The sequence below is a fragment of the Geobacillus thermopakistaniensis genome (assembly GCF_000498995.1).
In the GTDB taxonomy this organism is placed as follows: Bacteria; Bacillota; Bacilli; order Bacillales; family Anoxybacillaceae; genus Geobacillus; species Geobacillus thermoleovorans.
This window is the reverse complement of record NZ_AYSF01000078.1, coordinates 46,263-66,085: the sequence shown is the minus strand read 5'-3', so window position 1 is coordinate 66,085 and position 19,823 is coordinate 46,263. Positions and strand designations below refer to the sequence as shown.

General features: G+C 50.3%; 23 protein-coding genes and 2 pseudogenes. 9 read left to right on the top strand and 16 right to left on the bottom strand.

Annotation, left to right across the window (positions count from 1 at the left end; all coding sequences use genetic code 11):
- Window positions 1–24: 24 nt before the first annotated feature.
- Window positions 25–630: a DedA family protein gene (locus T260_RS124615; RefSeq protein WP_011230077.1), complete on the top strand. Its 606-nt coding sequence runs from the start codon at window positions 25–27 to the stop codon at window positions 628–630.
- 29 nt (window positions 631–659) lie between these two features.
- Here T260_RS124615 and T260_RS124620 read toward each other — a convergent pair whose 3' ends face one another.
- Window positions 660–908, bottom strand: coding sequence for a hypothetical protein (locus tag T260_RS124620; RefSeq protein WP_025039331.1), 249 nt, complete (start codon window positions 906–908; stop codon window positions 660–662).
- A 180-nt stretch (window positions 909–1,088) separates the two neighbouring features.
- Here T260_RS124620 and T260_RS124625 point away from each other — a divergent pair, with 180 nt between their 5' ends.
- Complete coding sequence (locus tag T260_RS124625; protein ID WP_013146280.1) at window positions 1,089–1,346, top strand: YhdB family protein; 258 nt, start codon at window positions 1,089–1,091, stop codon at window positions 1,344–1,346.
- 47 nt (window positions 1,347–1,393) lie between these two features.
- Here T260_RS124625 and T260_RS124630 read toward each other — a convergent pair whose 3' ends face one another.
- Both T260_RS124630 and T260_RS124635 read right to left on the bottom strand, forming a co-directional pair.
- Window positions 1,394–3,151 (bottom strand): phospho-sugar mutase, encoded by a 1,758-nt coding sequence (locus T260_RS124630; protein ID WP_011230074.1) that lies wholly within the window; start codon window positions 3,149–3,151, stop codon window positions 1,394–1,396.
- A 116-nt stretch (window positions 3,152–3,267) separates the two neighbouring features.
- Window positions 3,268–3,714 (bottom strand): CBS domain-containing protein, encoded by a 447-nt coding sequence (locus T260_RS124635; RefSeq protein WP_011230073.1) that lies wholly within the window; start codon window positions 3,712–3,714, stop codon window positions 3,268–3,270.
- Between the two features lie 173 nt (window positions 3,715–3,887).
- On the opposite strand from T260_RS124635, the gene T260_RS124640 reads away from it, so the two are divergent.
- The 3 genes and pseudogenes from T260_RS124640 to T260_RS1000000139050 all read left to right on the top strand — a co-directional run.
- Window positions 3,888–4,325: a disulfide formation protein C gene (locus T260_RS124640; protein WP_011230072.1), complete on the top strand. Its 438-nt coding sequence runs from the start codon at window positions 3,888–3,890 to the stop codon at window positions 4,323–4,325.
- Window positions 4,322–4,795, top strand: a complete 474-nt coding sequence (locus T260_RS124645; protein ID WP_023634423.1) for a thioredoxin family protein — start codon at window positions 4,322–4,324, stop codon at window positions 4,793–4,795. The genes T260_RS124640 and T260_RS124645 overlap by 4 nt, the downstream gene beginning before the upstream one ends.
- A 3-nt stretch (window positions 4,796–4,798) precedes the next feature.
- A pseudogene (locus T260_RS1000000139050) lies at window positions 4,799–5,053 on the top strand (zinc ribbon domain-containing protein); the annotation flags it as partial.
- Window positions 5,054–5,210: 157 nt separating this feature from the next.
- On the opposite strand, the gene T260_RS124650 reads toward T260_RS1000000139050, so the two are convergent.
- Window positions 5,211–5,609: a YhcU family protein gene (locus T260_RS124650; protein ID WP_014194938.1), complete on the bottom strand. Its 399-nt coding sequence runs from the start codon at window positions 5,607–5,609 to the stop codon at window positions 5,211–5,213.
- A gap of 138 nt (window positions 5,610–5,747) precedes the next feature.
- Here T260_RS124650 and T260_RS124655 point away from each other — a divergent pair, with 138 nt between their 5' ends.
- Window positions 5,748–6,647: an RluA family pseudouridine synthase gene (locus tag T260_RS124655; RefSeq protein ID WP_011230069.1), complete on the top strand. Its 900-nt coding sequence runs from the start codon at window positions 5,748–5,750 to the stop codon at window positions 6,645–6,647.
- Between the two features lie 74 nt (window positions 6,648–6,721).
- Here T260_RS124655 and T260_RS124660 read toward each other — a convergent pair whose 3' ends face one another.
- From T260_RS124660 to T260_RS124680, 5 genes are all read right to left on the bottom strand, one after another.
- Window positions 6,722–8,062, bottom strand: a complete 1,341-nt coding sequence (locus T260_RS124660) for a hemolysin family protein (RefSeq protein ID WP_011230068.1) — start codon at window positions 8,060–8,062, stop codon at window positions 6,722–6,724.
- A 111-nt stretch (window positions 8,063–8,173) separates the two neighbouring features.
- Window positions 8,174–8,866 (bottom strand): zinc metallopeptidase, encoded by a 693-nt coding sequence (locus T260_RS124665; RefSeq protein WP_011230067.1) that lies wholly within the window; start codon window positions 8,864–8,866, stop codon window positions 8,174–8,176.
- A 147-nt stretch (window positions 8,867–9,013) separates the two neighbouring features.
- Window positions 9,014–9,841: an aldo/keto reductase gene (locus tag T260_RS124670; RefSeq protein ID WP_011230066.1), complete on the bottom strand. Its 828-nt coding sequence runs from the start codon at window positions 9,839–9,841 to the stop codon at window positions 9,014–9,016.
- Between the two features lie 282 nt (window positions 9,842–10,123).
- Entirely contained in the window at window positions 10,124–11,386 is a 1,263-nt protein-coding gene (locus T260_RS124675) for a dicarboxylate/amino acid:cation symporter (protein WP_025039067.1), read from the bottom strand.
- Window positions 11,387–11,546: 160 nt separating this feature from the next.
- Window positions 11,547–12,587: a TRAP transporter substrate-binding protein gene (locus T260_RS124680; RefSeq protein ID WP_014194935.1), complete on the bottom strand. Its 1,041-nt coding sequence runs from the start codon at window positions 12,585–12,587 to the stop codon at window positions 11,547–11,549.
- Between the two features lie 313 nt (window positions 12,588–12,900).
- Between T260_RS124680 and T260_RS124685 the strand changes: the two genes are divergently transcribed.
- Window positions 12,901–14,478 carry an ATP-binding protein gene (locus T260_RS124685; protein WP_023634421.1) on the top strand — a complete coding sequence of 526 codons (1,578 nt, stop codon included), beginning with the start codon at window positions 12,901–12,903 and terminating at the stop codon, window positions 14,476–14,478.
- Between the two features lie 63 nt (window positions 14,479–14,541).
- Complete coding sequence (locus T260_RS124690; RefSeq protein ID WP_023634420.1) at window positions 14,542–15,222, top strand: response regulator; 681 nt, start codon at window positions 14,542–14,544, stop codon at window positions 15,220–15,222.
- Between the two features lie 58 nt (window positions 15,223–15,280).
- Here the strand turns inward: T260_RS124690 and T260_RS1000000138335 are convergent, their stop codons facing one another.
- Window positions 15,281–15,760 (bottom strand): type 1 periplasmic-binding domain-containing protein, encoded by a 480-nt coding sequence (locus T260_RS1000000138335; protein WP_236620458.1) that lies wholly within the window; start codon window positions 15,758–15,760, stop codon window positions 15,281–15,283.
- A complete protein-coding gene (locus T260_RS1000000140655; RefSeq protein WP_306372130.1) occupies window positions 15,646–15,921 on the bottom strand; it encodes a LacI family DNA-binding transcriptional regulator in 276 nt (91 codons plus the stop codon). The genes T260_RS1000000138335 and T260_RS1000000140655 overlap by 115 nt, the downstream gene beginning before the upstream one ends.
- Window positions 15,922–16,154: 233 nt before the next feature.
- Here T260_RS1000000140655 and T260_RS124695 point away from each other — a divergent pair, with 233 nt between their 5' ends.
- Window positions 16,155–16,865: a DUF8580 domain-containing lipoprotein gene (locus tag T260_RS124695; RefSeq protein ID WP_023634418.1), complete on the top strand. Its 711-nt coding sequence runs from the start codon at window positions 16,155–16,157 to the stop codon at window positions 16,863–16,865.
- A 76-nt stretch (window positions 16,866–16,941) separates the two neighbouring features.
- On the opposite strand, the pseudogene T260_RS1000000139045 reads toward T260_RS124695, so the two are convergent.
- The 5 genes and pseudogenes from T260_RS1000000139045 to T260_RS124705 form a co-directional block, all read right to left on the bottom strand.
- Window positions 16,942–17,097 (bottom strand): annotated as a pseudogene (locus T260_RS1000000139045) (sporulation protein YhbH); the annotation flags it as partial.
- Window positions 17,098–17,113: 16 nt separating this feature from the next.
- Window positions 17,114–17,281, bottom strand: coding sequence for a hypothetical protein (locus tag T260_RS1000000139855; protein WP_023634415.1), 168 nt, complete (start codon window positions 17,279–17,281; stop codon window positions 17,114–17,116).
- A gap of 27 nt (window positions 17,282–17,308) precedes the next feature.
- Window positions 17,309–17,716: a hypothetical protein gene (locus tag T260_RS124700; protein ID WP_023634414.1), complete on the bottom strand. Its 408-nt coding sequence runs from the start codon at window positions 17,714–17,716 to the stop codon at window positions 17,309–17,311.
- 14 nt (window positions 17,717–17,730) lie between these two features.
- Entirely contained in the window at window positions 17,731–18,321 is a 591-nt protein-coding gene (locus T260_RS0120835) for a replication-relaxation family protein (RefSeq protein WP_023634413.1), read from the bottom strand.
- The gene (locus T260_RS124705) at window positions 18,257–19,576 is read right to left on the bottom strand and encodes an FtsK/SpoIIIE domain-containing protein (protein WP_023634412.1); all 1,320 of its coding nucleotides are present in this window, start codon (window positions 19,574–19,576) and stop codon (window positions 18,257–18,259) included. The genes T260_RS0120835 and T260_RS124705 overlap by 65 nt, the downstream gene beginning before the upstream one ends.
- Window positions 19,577–19,823: the final 247 nt, after the last annotated feature.

The following is a 19,823-nucleotide window of genomic DNA, read 5'->3' as shown; positions in this document are numbered from 1 at the left end:
ATCGCGGCAAAGCGTGGTGGTCATTTGCAGCACTATTTGCATTATCTTATCGAACACTTCGGCTACATCGGCATTATGGTTGCGCTGATGCTCGGCATTGTTGGGCTGCCGATCCCCGACGAGCTGCTGTTGACATATGCCGGTTACCGCGTTTCAACGGGGGCGTTTTCGTATCCGCTCGCTTTTCTTTCCTGCTGGCTTGGAGCCATCATTGGCATCTCGCTCAGCTATATGCTCGGGATTACGCTCGGGCTGCCGTTTTTGCATAAATTCGGTCCCAAGCTCCATCTTACAGAAAAACGGCTCGAGCAAACGAAAGCGCTTTTTTCGAAGCTCGGCCCAGCGGTATTGTTCATTTGCTATTTCATCCCCGGCGTTCGGCATCTCGCCGCCTTTTGGGCCGGCATGAACGCCTACCGTTGGAGAAAGTTTGCCTTGTTCGCCTACAGCGGGGCGATGGTGTGGGTCGCTGTCTTTTTGACGATCGGCGCCTATTTTGAAAGCCGCTGGATGGCCGTCAAGCAGTACATCCATGCCTACCGTCCATTCTTATTTCCAGTCTTTTTGGTCGCTCTTGGTTTCGCCATCTTCTATTGGTACATCCAGCAAAAGCGAAAAACACCGGGGTAATCTCCGGTGTTTTTCATTCTCTATGCGCGCTATACGTTCTCGCGCGGGCCGCGATGGTACGTTTCTGTCAGCAATCCCATAAACAGGCCGAATCCGAACATAAACATCGAGGCCCCGATAATGCCGAGACTGATGATCGTCAAGAAATAGTCTTTGTTGTAAGCGCTTGCGATAAAACTAAGCAAAAACAGTACGACTCCGACAATCAATCCCACTGACGCCATCCATTTGCACATGTTGATCATTTCTTGCCCTTCGTGCCGTTTGTTCATTCTCATCATCCCCTTATTTTGAGGATACTACCCTTGTCACAAAATTGCAACATTTATTTTTCCTTTTTCGTTTTCATTTCGGTTATAATTTATATTTTGCCTTCTGTCGCAACATTTACAGGGCAACAAAACGCCCCACCGTCATACACTAACAATGACTCCTTCTTGATAAAGGAGGCATGCCGCTTGAACACCGTCGACTATGATAAGGCGCTCTATTACACGCATCGCTCCGAATGGGACAATTTGCTCATTTTAATGGTGCGTACGCCTGATGATATTCTGTCAAAAAAAATTGAAAAGTTTCTCCACGCTTATAATTTTGAACATGACTACTCCGTCATCCAGGAGCGGTTGCACGCCTTGCTTCGCTATATTGACCATGCGCTTGAAGTGAGCGAACAAAAAATGGGAGTCGAGCAGTACGCACAGTTTTACTCGTAAAACGAACGGGGAATTGGCCGATGCCAATTCCCCGCAGATTGTGCTGATCATTGCGCATAAGAAGGAGAAACGGTGCTGAGCACATCCTTTACGCGCTGCATGACGGCTTCTGTTAAGCGGGCTAGTCTTTCTTCGCTGTCCTCCAGCGACGTCCCTTTGACGCCGAAGTACGCCTTCATTTTCGGCTCCGTCCCTGATGGACGCAGACAAAACCACGAGCCATCCTCCAAGATATACTTGAGCACATTGGATGTCGGCAAATCAATGGCCGTTTTTTCGCCGGTCAACGTGTTCGTCCGCTCTTTCGTTTTGTAATCCTCAATCACCGTCACCTTTTTCCCCGCGGCCTCCACCGGCGGCTGTTGGCGGAACGACGCTAAAATCGCGGCAATCGCCTCTGCTCCTTCTTTGCCTTTCAGCGTGAGCGATCGTTGCCCCTCGCGATAATAGCCGTACTGGTCAAACAATTGCAAGAGCGCCTCATACAACGATAGCCCTTGCTTTTTATAAAACGCGCACACTTCCGCCGCGAGGACAGCCGCCTGCACGGCATCTTTGTCGCGGACAAAATCGCCGATCAGATACCCATAGCTTTCCTCATATCCGAACTGGAACGCATATTGCCCTGTTTGTTCGTATTCCTTCATTTTTTCGCCGATGAATTTGAAACCGGTCAACGTATCGACCGTCTCAAGACCAAACGATTGGGCGATCGCCCGACCAAATTCAGACGTCACGATCGTTTTTAAGACAACACCATTTTCCGGCAGAGTGCCTTGAGCTTTTCGTTGCGACAGCAAATAGTGGAGCAACAAGCCGCCGGTTTGATTGCCGGTCAGCACGACATAGTTTCCCTTGTCATTTGTAACCGCCACGCCCATCCGGTCGGCATCCGGGTCGGTGGCGATCAACAGATCGGCGTTCACTTGCTTGCCCAACTCCATCGCCATAGCGAAAGCCGCGTGTTCTTCCGGATTGGGCGAGGCGACCGTCGAGAAATTCGGATCCGGCAGCTCCTGCTCTTTGACGACAAAGACGTTTTGGTAGCCGAGCTCAGCGAGCGCGCGGCGCACCGGTTTGTTTGACGTGCCGTGAAGCGGCGTAAACACGATATTGATCGCCGCTTCCCGAGCGAGCTCCGGATGGATGGAAATCGTTTTGACCGCATGGATATAAGCATCATCGACTTCGCTTCCGATGATGCGAATAAGGCCTTTTTCTCTTAACGTTTCCTCATCTTCCACATGAATGGCGAGCTCATTTTCGACTTCATTGACATAGCGGATCACTTGGTCGGCGACAGCAGGCGGCAGCTGTCCCCCGTCCTCTCCATACACTTTATAGCCGTTATATTCGGGCGGATTATGGCTAGCGGTGATGACAATGCCGGCAAACGCCCGCAAATAGCGAACAGCAAACGACAGTTCCGGCGTTGGACGCAATTCATCAAACACGTATGTTTGAATGCCGTTCGTAGCCAACGTTTTCGCCGCCTCCATCGCAAATTCCGGCGACTTATGCCGGGAGTCATAGGCAATGACGACCCCGCGTTGCTTCGCCTCATCCCCAAACGATTGTATGTATCGCGCCAATCCTTCCGACGCTTTTCGCACCGTATACATGTTCATTCGGTTCGTCCCCGGGCCAATCTCGCCGCGCATGCCGCCGGTGCCGAATTCGAGATTTTTGTAAAAGCAATCCTCCAGCCATCGTTCATCATTGCGGCGTTGTTCCAACAACCGCTTCAATTCCGGATCGAGCTGCGGCTCACGCAGCCATTGTTCGTATTTTTGTCTCCACTCCATCGCTGTTCCCCCTTGATTTTCATTTTCCCTGTTTATGTATTCGCTCCCATCATACAATATACCTGCCAAAAGAAAAAGGATGCCCTGGAAAAAATGTGGGCATCCTTTTTCCCCCATTACCCTTGCGGCTGCGACGGCTCCGAAATGTTCGTCAACGCCTGTTCAGCCGCTTCGTTTGATGCGCTGTTCGTCGCAATATCGCCTAGCGCAACAATGCCTTGAAGCTGGTTGTTTTCCACGATCGGCAAACGGCGAACTTGATGTTGGGCCATGACATTCGCGGCTTCCTGTACGCTCATATTCGGCGTACCGGTGACGACTTGGTTCGTCATGACCTCCGCTACTTTGACGGTCGACGGGTCTTTTCCTTGGGACGAAACACGCAACGTAATATCGCGGTCCGTAATCATCCCTTTGACTTGCCCGTTTTCCACAACCGGAAGCGCCCCAATATTTTTTTGGCTCATGATTTGCGCTGCTTCTTGCACCGTTTGGTTCGGCGAAATCGTTGCGACGTTTTTCGTCATAATGTCCTGCACTTTGTTTCCGCTGTTGTTCGTCAATGTGATCCTCCCCTTTCACCGATTAGTATGGCTCGTTTGTCGAGCGATATAGATAGAAAATGTTGTTTTCTTTCCTGCCCTTTGCCGGTTATGAATGGACGTGCCGTTTTCCATCCCTTATAATGGAGCTAACGGAGGCAAGATCGGGAACATGATGGGAAGAAGGAGAGAACATGGAACGAGAAAAACGTGCGGAGAACTTGCTTTTGGCCGCATGGGCGACCGCGCTCATCGCCACGCTCGGAAGCCTTTATTTTTCTGAAGTGCTCGGCTTTATTCCTTGTGATCTTTGCTGGTTTCAACGCATTTTTATGTACCCGCAAGTCGTGATTTTAGGAATCGCCATTGTGCGCAAAGACGCTGCGGCAGCTCGCTATAGCTTCACACTGTCATTGATTGGCGGGGGTATTTCTCTGTATCATTATGGATTGCAAAAAATTCCGCTGCTTCAAGAATACGCCATCAGCTGCGGCCGCATTCCGTGCACAGGGCAATATATAAACTGGCTTGGATTTATCACCATTCCATTTTTGGCGTTCACTGCCTTTATGATCATTATGTTGTTAAGTTGGACCGTCATGCGCCAGCAAAGAAAGGAGAGCGAACGTTGAAAAAACTGCTCGCATTTGGCGGCATCATTGTCGTCCTGTTCGCTGCGATCGCGTTTATTACGATGTACGAACAAAAAGAAGCCGCAAGCAACAATCCTTACCATAAAAGTGAGCTCAACCCAGCCACCATCGCCCAACTTGACGACCCGAACTACCACAACATTATTTTGCCCGCGGAGTTGAAACAGCAGCTGGCTGACGGCAAGACGCTCACCGTTTACTTTTACAGCCCGACATGCCCTCACTGCCAGCGGACAACGCCGATCGTCGTGCCGCTCGCAAAGGAGCTTGGCATCGATTTAAAGCTGTTCAACTTGCTTGAATTCGAAGACGGGTGGGATGCGTACCATATTGAAGCCACCCCGACGATCGTCCATTACGAAAACGGCAAAGAAATCAAACGCATCGAAGGGTATCATGACGAACAAACGTTCCGAAACTGGTTTTCCTCATTGCACAGTGACAAGTGAAGATGGGTGAATCCGACCTACACAAGTCAAACATGCCGATGCGGGCATCGAGAGAAAGCGAACCGAAACGGCATCCGCTTCCGATGCCAAAAGTGCGGATACACCCTCCACGCCGACTTGAATGGCGCGATCAACNATCGAGAGAAAGCGAACCGAAACGGCATCCGCTTCCGATGCCAAAAGTGCGGATACACCCTCCACGCCGACTTGAATGGCGCGATCAACATCGCCAAAGCGATTTCGGGCTTCGCCGCCTAACCTAGCGCACCGGTCGCAGGTGCGCCGCCCATTGGGGTACATCCTAACCCGATGGGACGGGGTGATGACACACCCCCGAACTTGGGCGTTGTCCGAACCAGAAATGGATGAGGGTGTTAACGACCCAAGAATCCCACACCTTTAGGCGTGCGGATTGTCAAATCACCCATTGGCTCGCCGGAGGCGCATACACGCTGCACGGCCAAAGCCGCCTGCAAGTGAACTGCTTGGCATGAAAAGGAAAGGCAATGCCATGGCGGGCCAAAATCTTTTGATTGCGAACAAACAGCCATTCATACTGTTCCAAATCCCCATGCTCTCCGATATGTTCGATGACGGTAATGAGCGATTGCAACGCTGAAATGATTTGGAAAGCCTCTTTCATCGTTCCATTATATGCAACATGTTCGTGGTCCAGCGAAAGAATGCCCCATTCCTCAAATTGACGGATTTGTTCATCATCGAAGTAATACGGGAACACATCGGTATAAAAGTAGTTGAGCAAATACTGCATGTAATGCTCTTGTTCCGGAGTCGCTGCATACATCATTTTCAACGTCCATACCACCTTTTCTCGCCGCAATGCTTGCGTTTTCCATCACTAAGACGATACTATGAGTGTACCATATCTCGCGCAAGGATAGGGGTAGAAAGTGTTTCCACAGCTAACAAACAATTGGGAGTGTGACAACCTTTGTGGACAAGAAAAGGCGATTGGCTGGAATGCATCATCCCTAGCTGGTGGAGCGGTTTGACGATTGAACAGCTCCTGAAAGACGTATGGGCCGCCTCGAAAAAGCTCGCCCACCGTTGGCGGATGGAACACGGCGTCAAACTGAACGGCCAGGCTGTTCCCTGGAAGACGGTGCTCAACGAACGCGACCGGCTCCAGCTTTACGCATATGAGCCGGAGCCGTCGTTCATCGTTCCAGAATATCGGGAGCTTTCGATTTTATGGGAGGACGACCATCTGCTCGTCTTGAACAAAGAAGCCGGCATCGACATTCATCCGTCCGAACCGGGGCAAACCGGCACGCTCGCCAATGCGGTCGCGTTTTATTTGCAGTCGCAGGCAATTTTAACAAAAGTGCGCCACATTCACCGACTTGACCGCGACACGTCGGGAGCGATTTTATTTGCCAAACACCCGCTTGCCGGTGCGACGCTCGATCGGATGCTCGCCCACCGTGCCATCAAGCGGACGTACGTCGCCCTTGTTCACGGTCGTTTGTCCCCGAAATCAGGAACCATTTTCGCGCCAATCGGCCGCGACCGCCACCATCCAACGCGCCGGCGCGTCTCGAAGACGGGGGCAAAAGCGGTGACACACTATCGCGTCATCAAAACATTCCCGTCAACATCGCTTGTCGAGCTTTCTCTCGAGACTGGACGGACGCACCAAATCCGCGTCCATTTGGCCCATCTCGGCCATCCGCTCGTCGGCGATGTGCTTTATGGCGGCAAACCAGTGTTTCATCGCCATGCGCTTCATGCCGCTAAGCTAACGTTCCGCCACCCGTTTACAAACGAAGAGGTCATTTGTCTCGCGCCAACAAGCGATTTTCCCACCGACCTTTCGCGCATTTACCATTGATCTACCCTGCTGTCCTTCAATGGAGGAGGGGATTTCTCGGCCGAAACGAGAAAAGGCAGACGCCCCCGTCTGCCTTACAAACGCAACTCCTCCTCTTCGGCGCCTGCCGCCTCCTCCTCTTTGCTCGGCTCTTTTTTTGCCACTTCCAGCGATTTCACATGATGGCCATCCATTTCCTTCACCGTAAACAAGTAGCCATCGATTTCTACACTCTCGCCTGGTTTGATATCATAATGCTTCGTTAAAATCCAGCCGCCGATCGTATCGACGTCATCATCGTCAATGTCCAGCCCAAGCAAATCATTCACTTCGCTGATCAACACTTTGCCATCCAAGATCAATCGATCGTCTATTTTTTGAATCAGCGGCGTTTCATCAATATCAAACTCATCTTGGATTTCGCCAACGATTTCTTCCAAAATGTCCTCGACTGTAACCAGTCCAGACGTGCCGCCGTATTCATCGACCAAAATCGCCATATGGATGCGTTCTTTTTGCATTTTGACCAACAAATCGTGAATGGCGATCGATTCAATCACTTGAATGATCGGGCGGATATAGTCTTTCATCTGCTTTTCGTTGGACGGATTGGCAATAAAGTCCGTAAACACCTCTTTCACGTTGATGAGTCCAAGCACATGGTCTTTATCGCCGTCAATGACCGGATAGCGCGTATACTTTTCTTCGCGAATGATGTCCAAGTTTTCCTTGACGCTTTTGTTAATATCGAGCGCCACAATTTCTTTGCGCGGCACCATAATTTCTTTCGCTATGCGGTCGTCAAAACGAAAAATGTTATTGACATAGCGGTACTCTGACTGATTGATCTCCCCGCTTTTGTAGCTTTCTGATAAAATGAGGCGCAACTCCTCCTCAGAGTGGGCGATTTCATGCTCCGCCACCGGCCTGAGGCCAAACAGGCGCGTCACGAGCCGCGCAGAGTTGTTGAGCGTCCAAATGAACGGATACATGATTTTGTAAAACCAGATGAGCGGCTGAGCCGTAAACAGCGTAATCGCTTCCGCCTTATGAATGGCAAACGTCTTCGGCGCTAATTCACCGACGACGACATGCAAAAAGGTGATGAGCGAAAACGAAATGATAAACGCTAAAAAGTGGGAGACGGATTCCGATAAATGGAGGCGTTCAAACAGCGGCAGCAACATCCGCGCCACCGTCGGCTCCCCAAGCCAGCCAAGGCCAAGCGAGGTGAGCGTAATGCCGAGCTGGTTCGCCGATAAATAGCCGTCCAAATTCGAAATCACTTTTTTCGCCGCGACCGCCCGTCGATTCCCTTCATTGACAAGCTGATCGATGCGCGAGCTGCGCACCTTGACGATCGCAAATTCAGAAGCGACAAAAAAGGCGGTGCAAGCGATGAGAAACGCCACCAACAGCAAACTGGCTATATCCAATTCGTCTCCGAGCGCGGATGAAGCGCCCAGGTTACACCTCCTGCACACAAAAGTTTCCATTGCAGCTGATAGACGATGATGCCGCTGGGCCGCCTTAGGCGGCCCAATATGTTACGATTCCTCATTATTGTTCCCTTGGGTGAAAATGAGCACATATTTCAGCAGCTCAAACACGGCAATCAACGTTGCCGCGACGTATGTCAGCGCCGCCGCGCCAAGCACTTTGTTTACGCCGCGCGCTTCATTTGGGGCGATCAACCCTTCAGCCAGCATAAACCGCTTCGCCCGTGCGCTCGCGTTGAACTCCACCGGCAAGGTAATGATTTGGAAGGCCACCGCCAGCGAGAAAAACAAAATGCCGAGTCCAATCAGCGAAAATTGATGGAGCACAAATCCAACGAGCAACAACAACGGCGCAACGCCCGAAGCGAAGTTCACAATCGGAAACATCCGGTGGCGAAGGACGAGCGCAGCGTAGCCTTGCTGGTGTTGAACGGCATGGCCAACCTCGTGGGCGGCAACGGAAATGGAAGCGATTGAACGCCCATAAAAGACCGGCTCCGACAAACGGACCGTGCGGGAAATCGGATCATAATGGTCGGACAATCTCCCTGGCACGACCTCCACCGGCACATGGTGCAGCCCGTGGCGGTCTAAAATCATGCGCGCCACTTCCGCCCCCGTCAACCCCGATGAGGCTGGAACTTCAGACCAGGCATTGAAATTGCTTGATACCTTCCATTGCGCCCAAAGCGATATCAGGAAGGCGATAAAAATGAAAATATCCATCGGATGGAATAGCATCACAGCACCCTCCGTTTTTTCAATGTTCATCAAATGTGTATACTATTATTTATTGTACTTGCTCACCTTTTCATACGTCAAACGGCCCGCTCCGGTTTCAAAAAAAAACAGCGCCTGCATCGAGGCGCTATTTGGCTGATGGGGACATCAAAAATTGAAATTGTCTGGGTCAGGACCGACCCGTTTGTTCAAGTTCAACGCGTCGATCTGTTTCATTTCTTCGTCGGTCAGCGAGAAATCAAAAATATCAGCGTTTTCCTTGATCCGCGCCGGCGTCACCGACTTCGGGATCGTCACAACGCCGTGTTGCAAATCCCAGCGCAACACCACCTGCGCCGGCGTTTTCCCGTACTTGCGCCCAATGTCAATGATCGTCGGTTCGCTTAAAATTTCCCCGCGCATGAGCGGCGACCATGCTTCAAGCTGGATGCCGTTTTCCCGGCAAAACGTAAGCAACTCTTTTTGCGTCAGGCGCGGGTGATACTCGACTTGGTTGACCATCGGCTTGATTTCACAATCCGCCAGTACATCTTGCAAATGGTGGATATGGAAATTGCTTACGCCGATCGCGCGCACATAACCGTCTTTATACAACTTTTCCAGCGCCTTGTACGTCTCTTTATACTTCCCTTTCACCGGCCAGTGGACCAAATACAAGTCGACATAATCGAACCCGAGTTTTTTCAAACTTTTGTCAAACGCCTTCAGCGTCGTCTCATACCCTTGATCGGTGTTCCATACTTTCGTTGTCACGAACACTTGTTCGCGAGGAATGCCGGATTCGCGGATCGCTCGACCGACACCTTCTTCGTTTTCATAAAAAGCGGCTGTATCGACATGGCGGTAGCCGATCTCGAGCGCGGTGCGCACCGCGCTTCTTACTTCCTCCCCTTCTTTGACTTTATAAACGCCAAGGCCGACCCAAGGCATTTTCACCCCGTTATGCAAAGTGGCGCAATCTTGCAGGCCGTTCATATCCTCTCCTCCTCGAGCGTCATTATAGTTTCATTATGGGAAAAGAGGGAAAGAAAATCAAAATATATGCTTGCTCTCCTTTCTCACTTCCCCACGTCCCTCTTGTTCTTTCTTTAGGGGAAAATCAACGCAAAAACGAGGGGAAACGTTCCCCTCGCGCTGTCATTGCATTCCTTTTTTCATCCATTCGGCGATTTGCAGCGTGCGGCTCCTTTCCCGACGCAGTCAGAAACATGCGAACGGAAAAGCTGTCAATTGGACTTGCAGATCGGCTCCTGACTCTTATTTGGCCACGCTCATCGAGGCGCGCTCCACTTCAGCTTCGTTCGGATGAAACTCGTTTTCCATTTTCGAAACAACCACTGTCGCTACAGCATTGCCGATAATATTCGTAATCGCCCGCGCTTCCGACATGAAGCGGTCAACCCCAAGCAACAAGGCGATGCCTTCGACCGGAATCATCGGGAACGCCGCCAAAGTCGCTGCCAACGTAATGAATCCCGAACCGGTAACCCCTGCTGCCCCTTTCGAGGTGAGCATTAATACGCCAAGCAACGTCAGCTCTTGCCAAATGGTTAAATCAATGCCGTACGCTTGGGCGATGAAAATGGCTGCCATCGACAGGTAAATCGATGTGCCGTCTAGGTTAAACGAATACCCTGTCGGAACGACAAGACCAACAACCGATTTCGAGCACCCGTATTTTTCCAAACGTTCCATCAGCCGCGGCAGCGCTGATTCAGACGAAGACGTGCCCAAAACAAGCAACAGTTCCTCTTTGATATAAGCGAGAAACTTAAAGATGTTAAACCCATAAAACTTGGCAATCCCGCCAAGCACGACGAAAATGAAAAGCGCCATCGTAATGTAAACAGAACCCATCAGTTTACCGAGCGACACGAGCGATCCGAGGCCGAACGTGCCGATCGTGTACGCCATCGCGCCGAACGCGGCGATCGGCGACACCTTCATAACCATGTTGACGACGCCGAAGAAAATTTCTGCCAGCCGTTCAAACAAGGAAATCACTGGTTTTGCTTTTTCCCCAAGCGCGGCAGCCGCTAAACCGAACAACACGGCGAAGAAGAGCACCGGAAGCAGTTGGCCGCTCGCCATCGCGGCAACGACGTTGTCGGGAATGATGCTTAAAATGAAGTCAACAAAACCGTGGCTTGTTTCTTCCGCTTGTTTCGTGTATTGTGAAATGTCGCCGCCTTTTACTGCATCGGTATGAAACCCAACCCCTGGTTTGACAAGGTTGACGACGACAATCCCGATCGCCAACGCAAACGTCGTGACAATTTCAAAATAAATGAGCGCCTTGCCGCCGATGCGGCCGACCTTTTTCAAGTCGCCCATATTGCCGATTCCGATGACGACGGTGAAGAAAATGATCGGGGCGATCACCATTTTAATCAGCTTAATAAATCCGTCTGCCAATACTTTTAACTTCGCTCCGAATTCTGGAAATAGAAATCCGACAATGATCCCTAAAATAATGCCGATGATGACTTGCACCGTCAAGTTTTTCAGTTTTCTCCGCATTTCTCCCACTCCTTTCGATATATTGGCAACGCTTTCAACATTATCATAAAGAAAAATCGTTGAAATCAAAATATTATGGTGATAATGGTCGTTTTGGTCTTTTTGGTCTTGACCTTTTTTGCTGTTCAAAAACAAAAAAGCTTCCGCCCGCGGAAGCCTATTACGATCCTCTAATTTCATTCAAAAGCCCGGAACCAAACTGCCTCGTAAACTCGTCGTACAGCGGGGCGAACTTCTGCTCCCATTTCCGTTTCTCCTCTTCCGACAGCCGGTAAAGGAAGACATCTTCACGCCGCTCGAGCTGCTTGAGCTCCCGTTCGTTTTGCTCTTTCGACTGCTCTAAATTCCAACGCGTCGCTTCAGCCATCGCTTCAGTTATTTTTTGCTGGATGTCTTTCGGCAAACTGTCCCAAAATGACTGATTCATCATGACTGCGTACCCGAGATACCCGTGATTGCTGATTGTAATATACGGTTGAAATTTGTAAAACCCTTTCGAATAAATATTAGAAATCGTATTTTCCTGCCCATCAAACTTATGCTGTTCAAGCTCCTGATAAACGCGGTCAAATGAAACAGCAACCGGTTCACCGCCAAGCAAACGAAACTGCTTTTCAATCACTTCGCTCGGCATAATGCGAAAACGCAAGCCGCGAAAATCGTCAGGGGCGATGAGCGGACGGGTTGTGCTCATCATTTGCTTAAATCCATTGCTCCAAAACGCCAGTCCTTTAATTCCTTTTGCCTCCAGCATCCGAAGCAGCTCGGCGCCCACTTTTCCAGTAAACACGCGGCGCACGTCGTCCTCATCGCGGAACAAAAACGGCAAATCGAGCACTTGCCATTCGGGGACAAGCTCTGTCACCTTTGAAAATGATGGCGCGATCATTTGCACGTCGCCGCGCAACAGCGCATCAAGCTCTTCCCCATCCGAATAAAGCGAGCCGTTCGGGAACACTTCGACTTTGACGCGGCCGTTTGTTTTTTGCTCGACGAGCTCGGCAAACTTTTGCGCCGCCAACCCTTTTGGCGTATTCTCTGCTACGACATGGCTGAAATAAATAATGATTTGCTTTTTCAACCCCTTTTGCTCGTCGTCATAAACAAGTGGTTCACGTCCCAGTTGACGGCTAGCTGCCCAGCCGACCAGACCGAGGCCGACAAACAAAAGGATTGTCCATGCTCTCCACTTTTTCCCCATTGTTCACACCATTCTTCCATCCTATTGCTAAAATTGCACTCCAACGGAATGCTCCCCGCCGACTCGAATCATTGAAGCAAAAAAGCGGCTGGAGCTCACGGATTCGGTTTGAAAGCAGCAATCGCCACGCCTTACGTATGCCCCATCTTCTATGCTGGCGGGCAGAATATTTGTTCCCCACCGCCATTTTACACCTTTCGTTTCTTTCCATTCAAGAAGATTTGGTATAATGAAAAAAAACGTTGATTTATTCCTTTCCCGATTCATATGGCATGTTCAACAGCAATCATGATTGCCAAAAAGGAGTTCCGCCATGAACCGGCTGCCGATTCGCTGGAAAATTACGATTTTGATTTTCGCCATCGTCAGCTTTTCCATGTTGCTGAGCGGTGTATTCATCATCAGCGACTTTTTCCATACAAAGGAGGAGGAACTCAGCCAGCGCGCCTTGCTAACCGCGCGCACCGTCTCCGAGATGCCCGAAGTCAGACGCCATATTGTCGAAAACAAACAAAGCCGGGCGCTGATCAATCCGGTCGTCGAGCGGGTGCGCGTCATTCACAGCGCCGACTATATCGTCGTTCTCGATATGAACAAAGTGCGCCTCTCCCATCCGCTTCCTGCGATGATCGGCACGATCTCCCGCGGTGCTGATGAGGGGCCGGCGTTTGCCGAACATACGTACACTTCCAAAGCCCGCGGGGAAATCGGGACAGTGGTTCGCGCCTTCGTTCCCATTATGAACAGCGATCACGAACAAATTGGCGTCGTCATCGCCGCCTACCGGTTGCCGACGTTTTTTGAAGCCATTGATTCTTTGAAAGAAGAAGCTGCTGTAGCGGTCGTTTTGTCGCTCGTTGTCGGTGGAATTGGCGCATGGCTGCTCGCCTCCCATATCAAGCGGCAAATGTTTGAGCTGGAACCGCATGAGATCGCCAAGCTGCTGATCGAACGGACGGAAGCGTTTAACGCCATGCATGAAGGCGTCATCGCCATTGACAGCGATAAAAAAATTACCATCTTCAACGACCGGGCAAAACAAATGCTCGGCGTCAAAGGGGATGTCATCGGCCGATCGATCCGTTCCATCATTCCGGACACACACCTTCCGGAAATCTTGGAAGTAAACAAGCCGATTTACAATAAGGAGTTGCAGATCGGCAATTTAACGATTTGGAGCAACCGCATCCCGATCAAAGTCAACGGAAAAACGGTCGGCGCCATCGCCATTTTCCAAGACCGGACGGAAGTGAAACGGCTGGCCGAAGAATTGACGGGCGTAAAGGCGTTTGTCCACGCCTTGCGCGTGCAAAATCATGAATACATGAACAAACTTCATACGATCGCCGGCCTTATTCAGCTCGGCCATATTGAAAAAGCGCTCGAGTACGTGTTCCAAGTTACAGAGGAACAAGCAGAACTGACGCAGTTTTTAAGCCGCAACATCAAGGACGAAAGCATTTCTGGATTGCTCTTAAGCAAAATCCGCCGCGGCAAGGAGCTCGGCATCCGCGTGACAATCGACCGGCACAGCCGGCTGCACCGCTTTCCGCCGCATCTCGATCACCATGATTTTGTTGTTCTCCTTGGCAATTTAATTGAAAACGCCTTCGATGCCTTTCGCGGCGTAACCGACCGGGAAAAAGAAATTTACGTCAGCCTTGAACAAAATGAAGAAATTTGTTCCCTCTCGGTCGAAGACAACGGCCAAGGCATTGCTCGCGAGCATATTGACCGCATTTTTGATGAAGGCTTTTCAACCAAAGGGGAAAACGGACGCGGCATCGGCTTGTATTTGGTGAAGCAAATTGTGGAAAAGGGAAACGGGCGCATCGATGTGCAGTCGGAGGAAGGGAAAGGAACGGTGTTTACTGTTACCTTTGATATGTGACTACCCATTCATGCAGCGGCGGCCGCGAAAGACACTCCCGTCGAGACGAAGGAGGAAAAGGCTATGTATCGCGTGTTGTTGATCGAGGATGACCCGATGGTGCAAGAAGTGAACCGGCAAATGATTGAACAAGTGGACGGCTTCACCGTCATCGGCCTCGCTCGAAACGGTGAAGAAGGACTCCGCCTCATTCACGAGCTCCGTCCGGATTTAGCGATGATTGATATTTACATGCCGCAGCTGGACGGCCTTGAAACATTAAAACAAATCCGCGCCCGCGGCCATGAAGTTGATATCATCGCCATTACCGCGGCGAGCGACATTGAAACGGTGCGCCGCGTCCTGCAAAACGGCGCCTTCGATTACATTGTGAAACCGTTTAAATTTGAACGGCTCAAACAGGCGTTGGAAAATTATCGGACGTTCCGCCGGTCGCTTGCGGAAAAGGAATCGCTCACCCAGGTGGAACTCGATGCCCTAAGGCGGGCGACTGAACAACCGGCCGGACCGTCCTCCGAGCTTCCGAAAGGACTGAATGAGGTAACATTGGAAAAAGTGATCGCCTATTTGCGCCAACACCGCTTCCCCGTTTCCGCCGAGGAAGTGGCCGAAGGAGTCGGCATCGCCCGCGTCACCGCCCGCCGCTATTTGGAGTACCTTGAGAAAACGGGAAAAGTCGTGCTCGATGTTCAATACGGCGGCGTCGGACGCCCAGTGAATCGGTACCATCTGAGAGCAACATAACACGATGCCGTTTCGAGCGGCTTCAAGCTGGTTGTCAGAGACGGAAAGCCAGGCCCTATTATGCCGTATCCCGCACCAGCAACCGGGCAGGCAGCTCTTCCTGCTTTCGCGTCACATTGCCTGTCTCCAGCCAATGATGAATCAGGCGAAACGCTTTCCCTCCCAGCTGAAAATGTGGCAAAGCGACGGTGTAAACAGCAAGAAAATCGTGCTCTCTGACATGTTCGCATAAAACGATGGGACCGTCTTCCTGATAAGCGGCAAACGCCTCCCAGCCCACTTCGTGGGAGCACACGATCAGCCCATCCATTTGCCTCATCCGCAGCCGCTCTAACGCCTCGAGTTCCCTCTCCACGTCATAATTCGTCTGAACCAAAAGCAGTTGGTAGCCATAACGGAGCGCCTCTTTGGGTATACCTCCCATTATCGCAGAAAAATAAGGATGATGAATGTACGGAAGCATAACGCCGACAATCGCTGCCCTTCCTTTCGCCAAATGGACGGCCTGAATATTTTTCGTGTAATTGAGCTTCTCCACTGCTTCCCAACCGTCTTCCGCTTTTCCTCGCTCACATACGGATATCCGTTCAACACCCTTGATACAGCAGCCACCGATACGCCTGCCTCTTTCGCCAAGTCACGGATATTGGCCATATTCACACACTCCCTAAAAAAGACTTGCCTTGAAACGCGTTTCATACATTATTGTGGATCCTGCCATCTAGTATACATGAGGAGGGGGACAACATGCTTTACGGATTTGCTTCACTCGTTCTGCTCGTCGCCGCTGTTTGGGGCGGGGCGCATATCGCCTTGCACGTCAAACAACGTGCAAAAACAAACAAGCAGAAAAAATAGGGAAACCATTCTGTTTGTTTCCACCGTTTCAATTGGTATAATGGGGAGTATATGGAACGTAAGGAGGAATGAACATGACTCGATACTGGAAACTGTTGTTCTCTCTCGCTGTCGCCTCCGCCTTGCTGGTTGGCTGCGGAATGAAAGCGCAGGAGTCAGCAACAAAAGCAGCGAAAGAACAACAGCCAGCCGCCTCAAGAGAAACGTCCGCCAATGTGCAGCCGCCAAACGAAAAGCAAGCTTCTTCCGGCCAATCGGATGCGGCGGCGAGTAGACAAGCAGCCGCAAAGGAAGAAACCTCCGGGCAGCCGCCCGCTGACGAAGAGCAACCTGCCTCTTCGCAGCCAACGACTTCTTTGTCCTATCGGACAGGAAACCAAACCATCACCGAAACAGCGACGCTGCAAACGAGCGACAATCAACATTTTTCCCTCTATGTTTTGGAAGGGTGGACGCTTGACGCCGAAGAACCGAGTGCCGATGTCCTGCTTCATGGCGACGCATTCGCCCGCATCCGCTTGCTTTCTCCGGGTGAAACAAACTATGAACAACTAGCGAAAGAACATGCCCAAGCAGTCGACGCCAACGCCGCCCGCCAACAAACGGACGGGTTGCCTAAGCCGTTCACTGATGCGGTTTGGTACACCGCCCAAACAGACGGCGTCACGGTTCATGTCATCGCCAGCGCCCAACCGACGCCGATGCTATTGACCGTACACGCTCCAAGCAGCGAAGACGTGCTTGGCGCCGTGCTCGCCATGGTTGCTACATTACAAAAGCAATAACGTATCCAACGGGGAAGGAAACCGCTCTTCCCCGCTTCCAAAAAAAAAGAAATCCCCCTTCCAGCCAACAAGAGGATCAAACAAGCTGCTTGCTCTCTTCTTTGCGGAAAAATGTTTTCATCGCGTGGAACACATCCGATTTTTGCTTCAAAATATAGTAGCGGAACTTTTCATCCTTAATATTGCGATACGCCGACATGAGCGTGGAATGGCGATTGTACTGATACACTTGTTAATGCTATACACAATTAGTGTATCTCATCTATATCTATAATATGATCCAACGCCTTCTCGAAAAACTCACACGCTGACATTACTCCATCGATAAACGCCTGTTCCTGATCATCGTCTGTCTCGATCATCGCATATTGCAGTCGGTGATCGACGACGGTCGTTTGCAGCAATAGGAGTTTCACAAGGATGTTTTCATGACCATTTCCCCTTCAGAGCGCTTTTGCCAGCTCGACAAGTAAATCCATCAGCAACGGCATCATTTGGACCAAGATATAACCAATCGCAGAATTTTGGATCATCGTATACCCTTTTTCCTTGTTCCCGATCATAATCATGAGCGCTCCGCCGGACATAATGACTAGTGCAATCGGATATGATAAACCTTTAACCAGCTCTACCAGTGGCATAAATGCATTCGTAATCTTGTCGTAGACCGCCCCACTGACTGCGGAGGCATGGGCAAAATCCACGCCTGTCAACGTCAGAAAGATGGATCCGCCGGCTACCGTAGCTGCAGTACAGAGAGTATCGCGCTTTATGACCGTTTTTTTACAAGTGAATTCTCCTCGTATAAATTCCTTAATCGTACCTACCCTCTCCATTTTTTGTCTGACCATATTTTTGTCCTCCTTCAATGAAATTCGCTCGCTAAAAACACCTTGACGTCCATCCCGTCACACAACTCAAGAAGCTGTTTGCGTTTATATTCAGTCGTCGTCATCCATATAAAGACCGGCAGCGCTTTAAATACGCCTAGCTCGATCATCTTGCGGTACTTGGCGATCTTGGCTTTATTGACGCTCATTTTCTGCTGATGATCGACTTCGACGATATGATAGCGACCCTCGTGTATAAACAGCGCATCAGCAACGACAGACACAACACCTTTTACCTCTAGCTTCACTTCGTTTCGCCAGGATTCCGGGCATCCGTATGCGATATAGATATCGTTCCGCATAATATAGTGCCTTGCCTGTATCGTGCGCTTTCTAACCCGCTTAGCGCCCGTTCTATCACGTCCTTCTTTTGTCAGATAGTAAACTGCCTCCCCGTCTAAAAACTTCGTTACAAACGGTTCCAGCGCCTTCATGACGCGGCTTGTATTGCGTGCGCTCCCTAAATCATGCAAAACTTGCAGCTGGCTCCGTGTTAAGTAATCAAGTTTCGCTAATGACGAGAGAATAGCTTCTTGGCGCTGTTCCTTCTTGATTGCTCTTCTCAACGTTCTTCTCCTCCTTCCGCGGTCTGATGTTGATATGTGGGCCGATCAGCCGGTTAATATCATCGTTTGTGAGATATGCACACTGCACGATCTGCTTCCGATCAGTCACGTAAACTGCACGCCCTGGAATGAGTGGTAAATGGGCAGCATCGGTTTCTCCTTCACCTAGCACCACTTGGCTGGCCACTTCAGTTTGTAGTTTGAAACATAGCTTTGCATCGGCATTTTGTTTCACCTGACGGGGCAATGTGTCAGCTGTCGCGTATTGTGTGCAGAATATCAAACGATAGCCAAGTGCGCCGGCCACGCGAGCGATTTCGGCAAGGATGTGCTCGCACTCTATTTTGAGACGTTTGATTTCCTTATCCGTCTCCCCGGCACTGGCGATCTGTGCCGCTTCGTCGACGATCACAAAATGACGTTCCTTTACTCCAGCTGCCCGAACATCTTCGATGCCCGCGTCGAGGAAGTGTTCTAACCGCTTATTCATCTCCTCTCGAATCGCTCGTAGAGCCTCGATGGATTCATGCACATTTTTCGCCACGCACTCGACTTGCCGAGCGTCTTTAAACTTCGCAAACACTAAGCCGCCTTTTAAGTCGAGGATGGTAAATCGCACATCATCTGGGTGCAGTGCAATCAATGACGTAACAAGCAGTTTCAGAAAAGCGCTTTTTCCTTTTTGGGTGGCTCCAGCTACAATCATGTGCGGGATCGTGTCAAAATCGTGTTTGACGAATTCGGTCCGTGAAACACCAATTGGTATTTCCCAGCCGTTGCAACGTGAGAGCATCGTTTCATCAAACGTAAGGAAATCAGTTAAAGGCCTTTCATACACACGAATCTTTAACATTCCATCGAAAGACATTTCGATTTCTTTTCGGAGTTTCTTTTTATTAGCGAGGATTGATTTGATTTGTTCGAGGATATTGCCGTGAAGGTTGATCGTTTTGAGGTCTGCAAGGGATATATCGAGAGTGCTACGTTTGATGTTGAGACCGTCTTCAAAAACGTGCTTTTTCTTTTCGAAGTCTGCGAACGATAAACCTAACGGAATTTGAAAAACGTACTCGGTAAACCCATCCCCCCTCGTATGGCGATGAATTCGGATTTGCTTTCCGTCTTTTGTGACGAGACCGGTATTTGCAGCGATGCGCTCAATTTTTGTTTTATCGTTACCCACTCCTTGCTGTTTTAAATATGCGGTTACCGCAATCCCGCCAGCCACAAGTGACGATAGAACTTCAAAAAACAATAGGTGCCACCTCCCCACCGCCAATCCTTAAATATCCGATAGGATAGTCGCCTGCACCGCGAATAGCTCAAAACGGCGTGATGCACTGATATAACGCAGTTTTTCGTGTCGTTTTCCGTGTCTACGGTCGAATACGAGCACGAATAGGTAAAACGATGATGTCCTCGACGACTGGACGCGACAACGAGTGCGTCGGGTAATTCGTTATCGTTTGCGTCTGATACATCGTATTTAAGCGTGCTTGTCC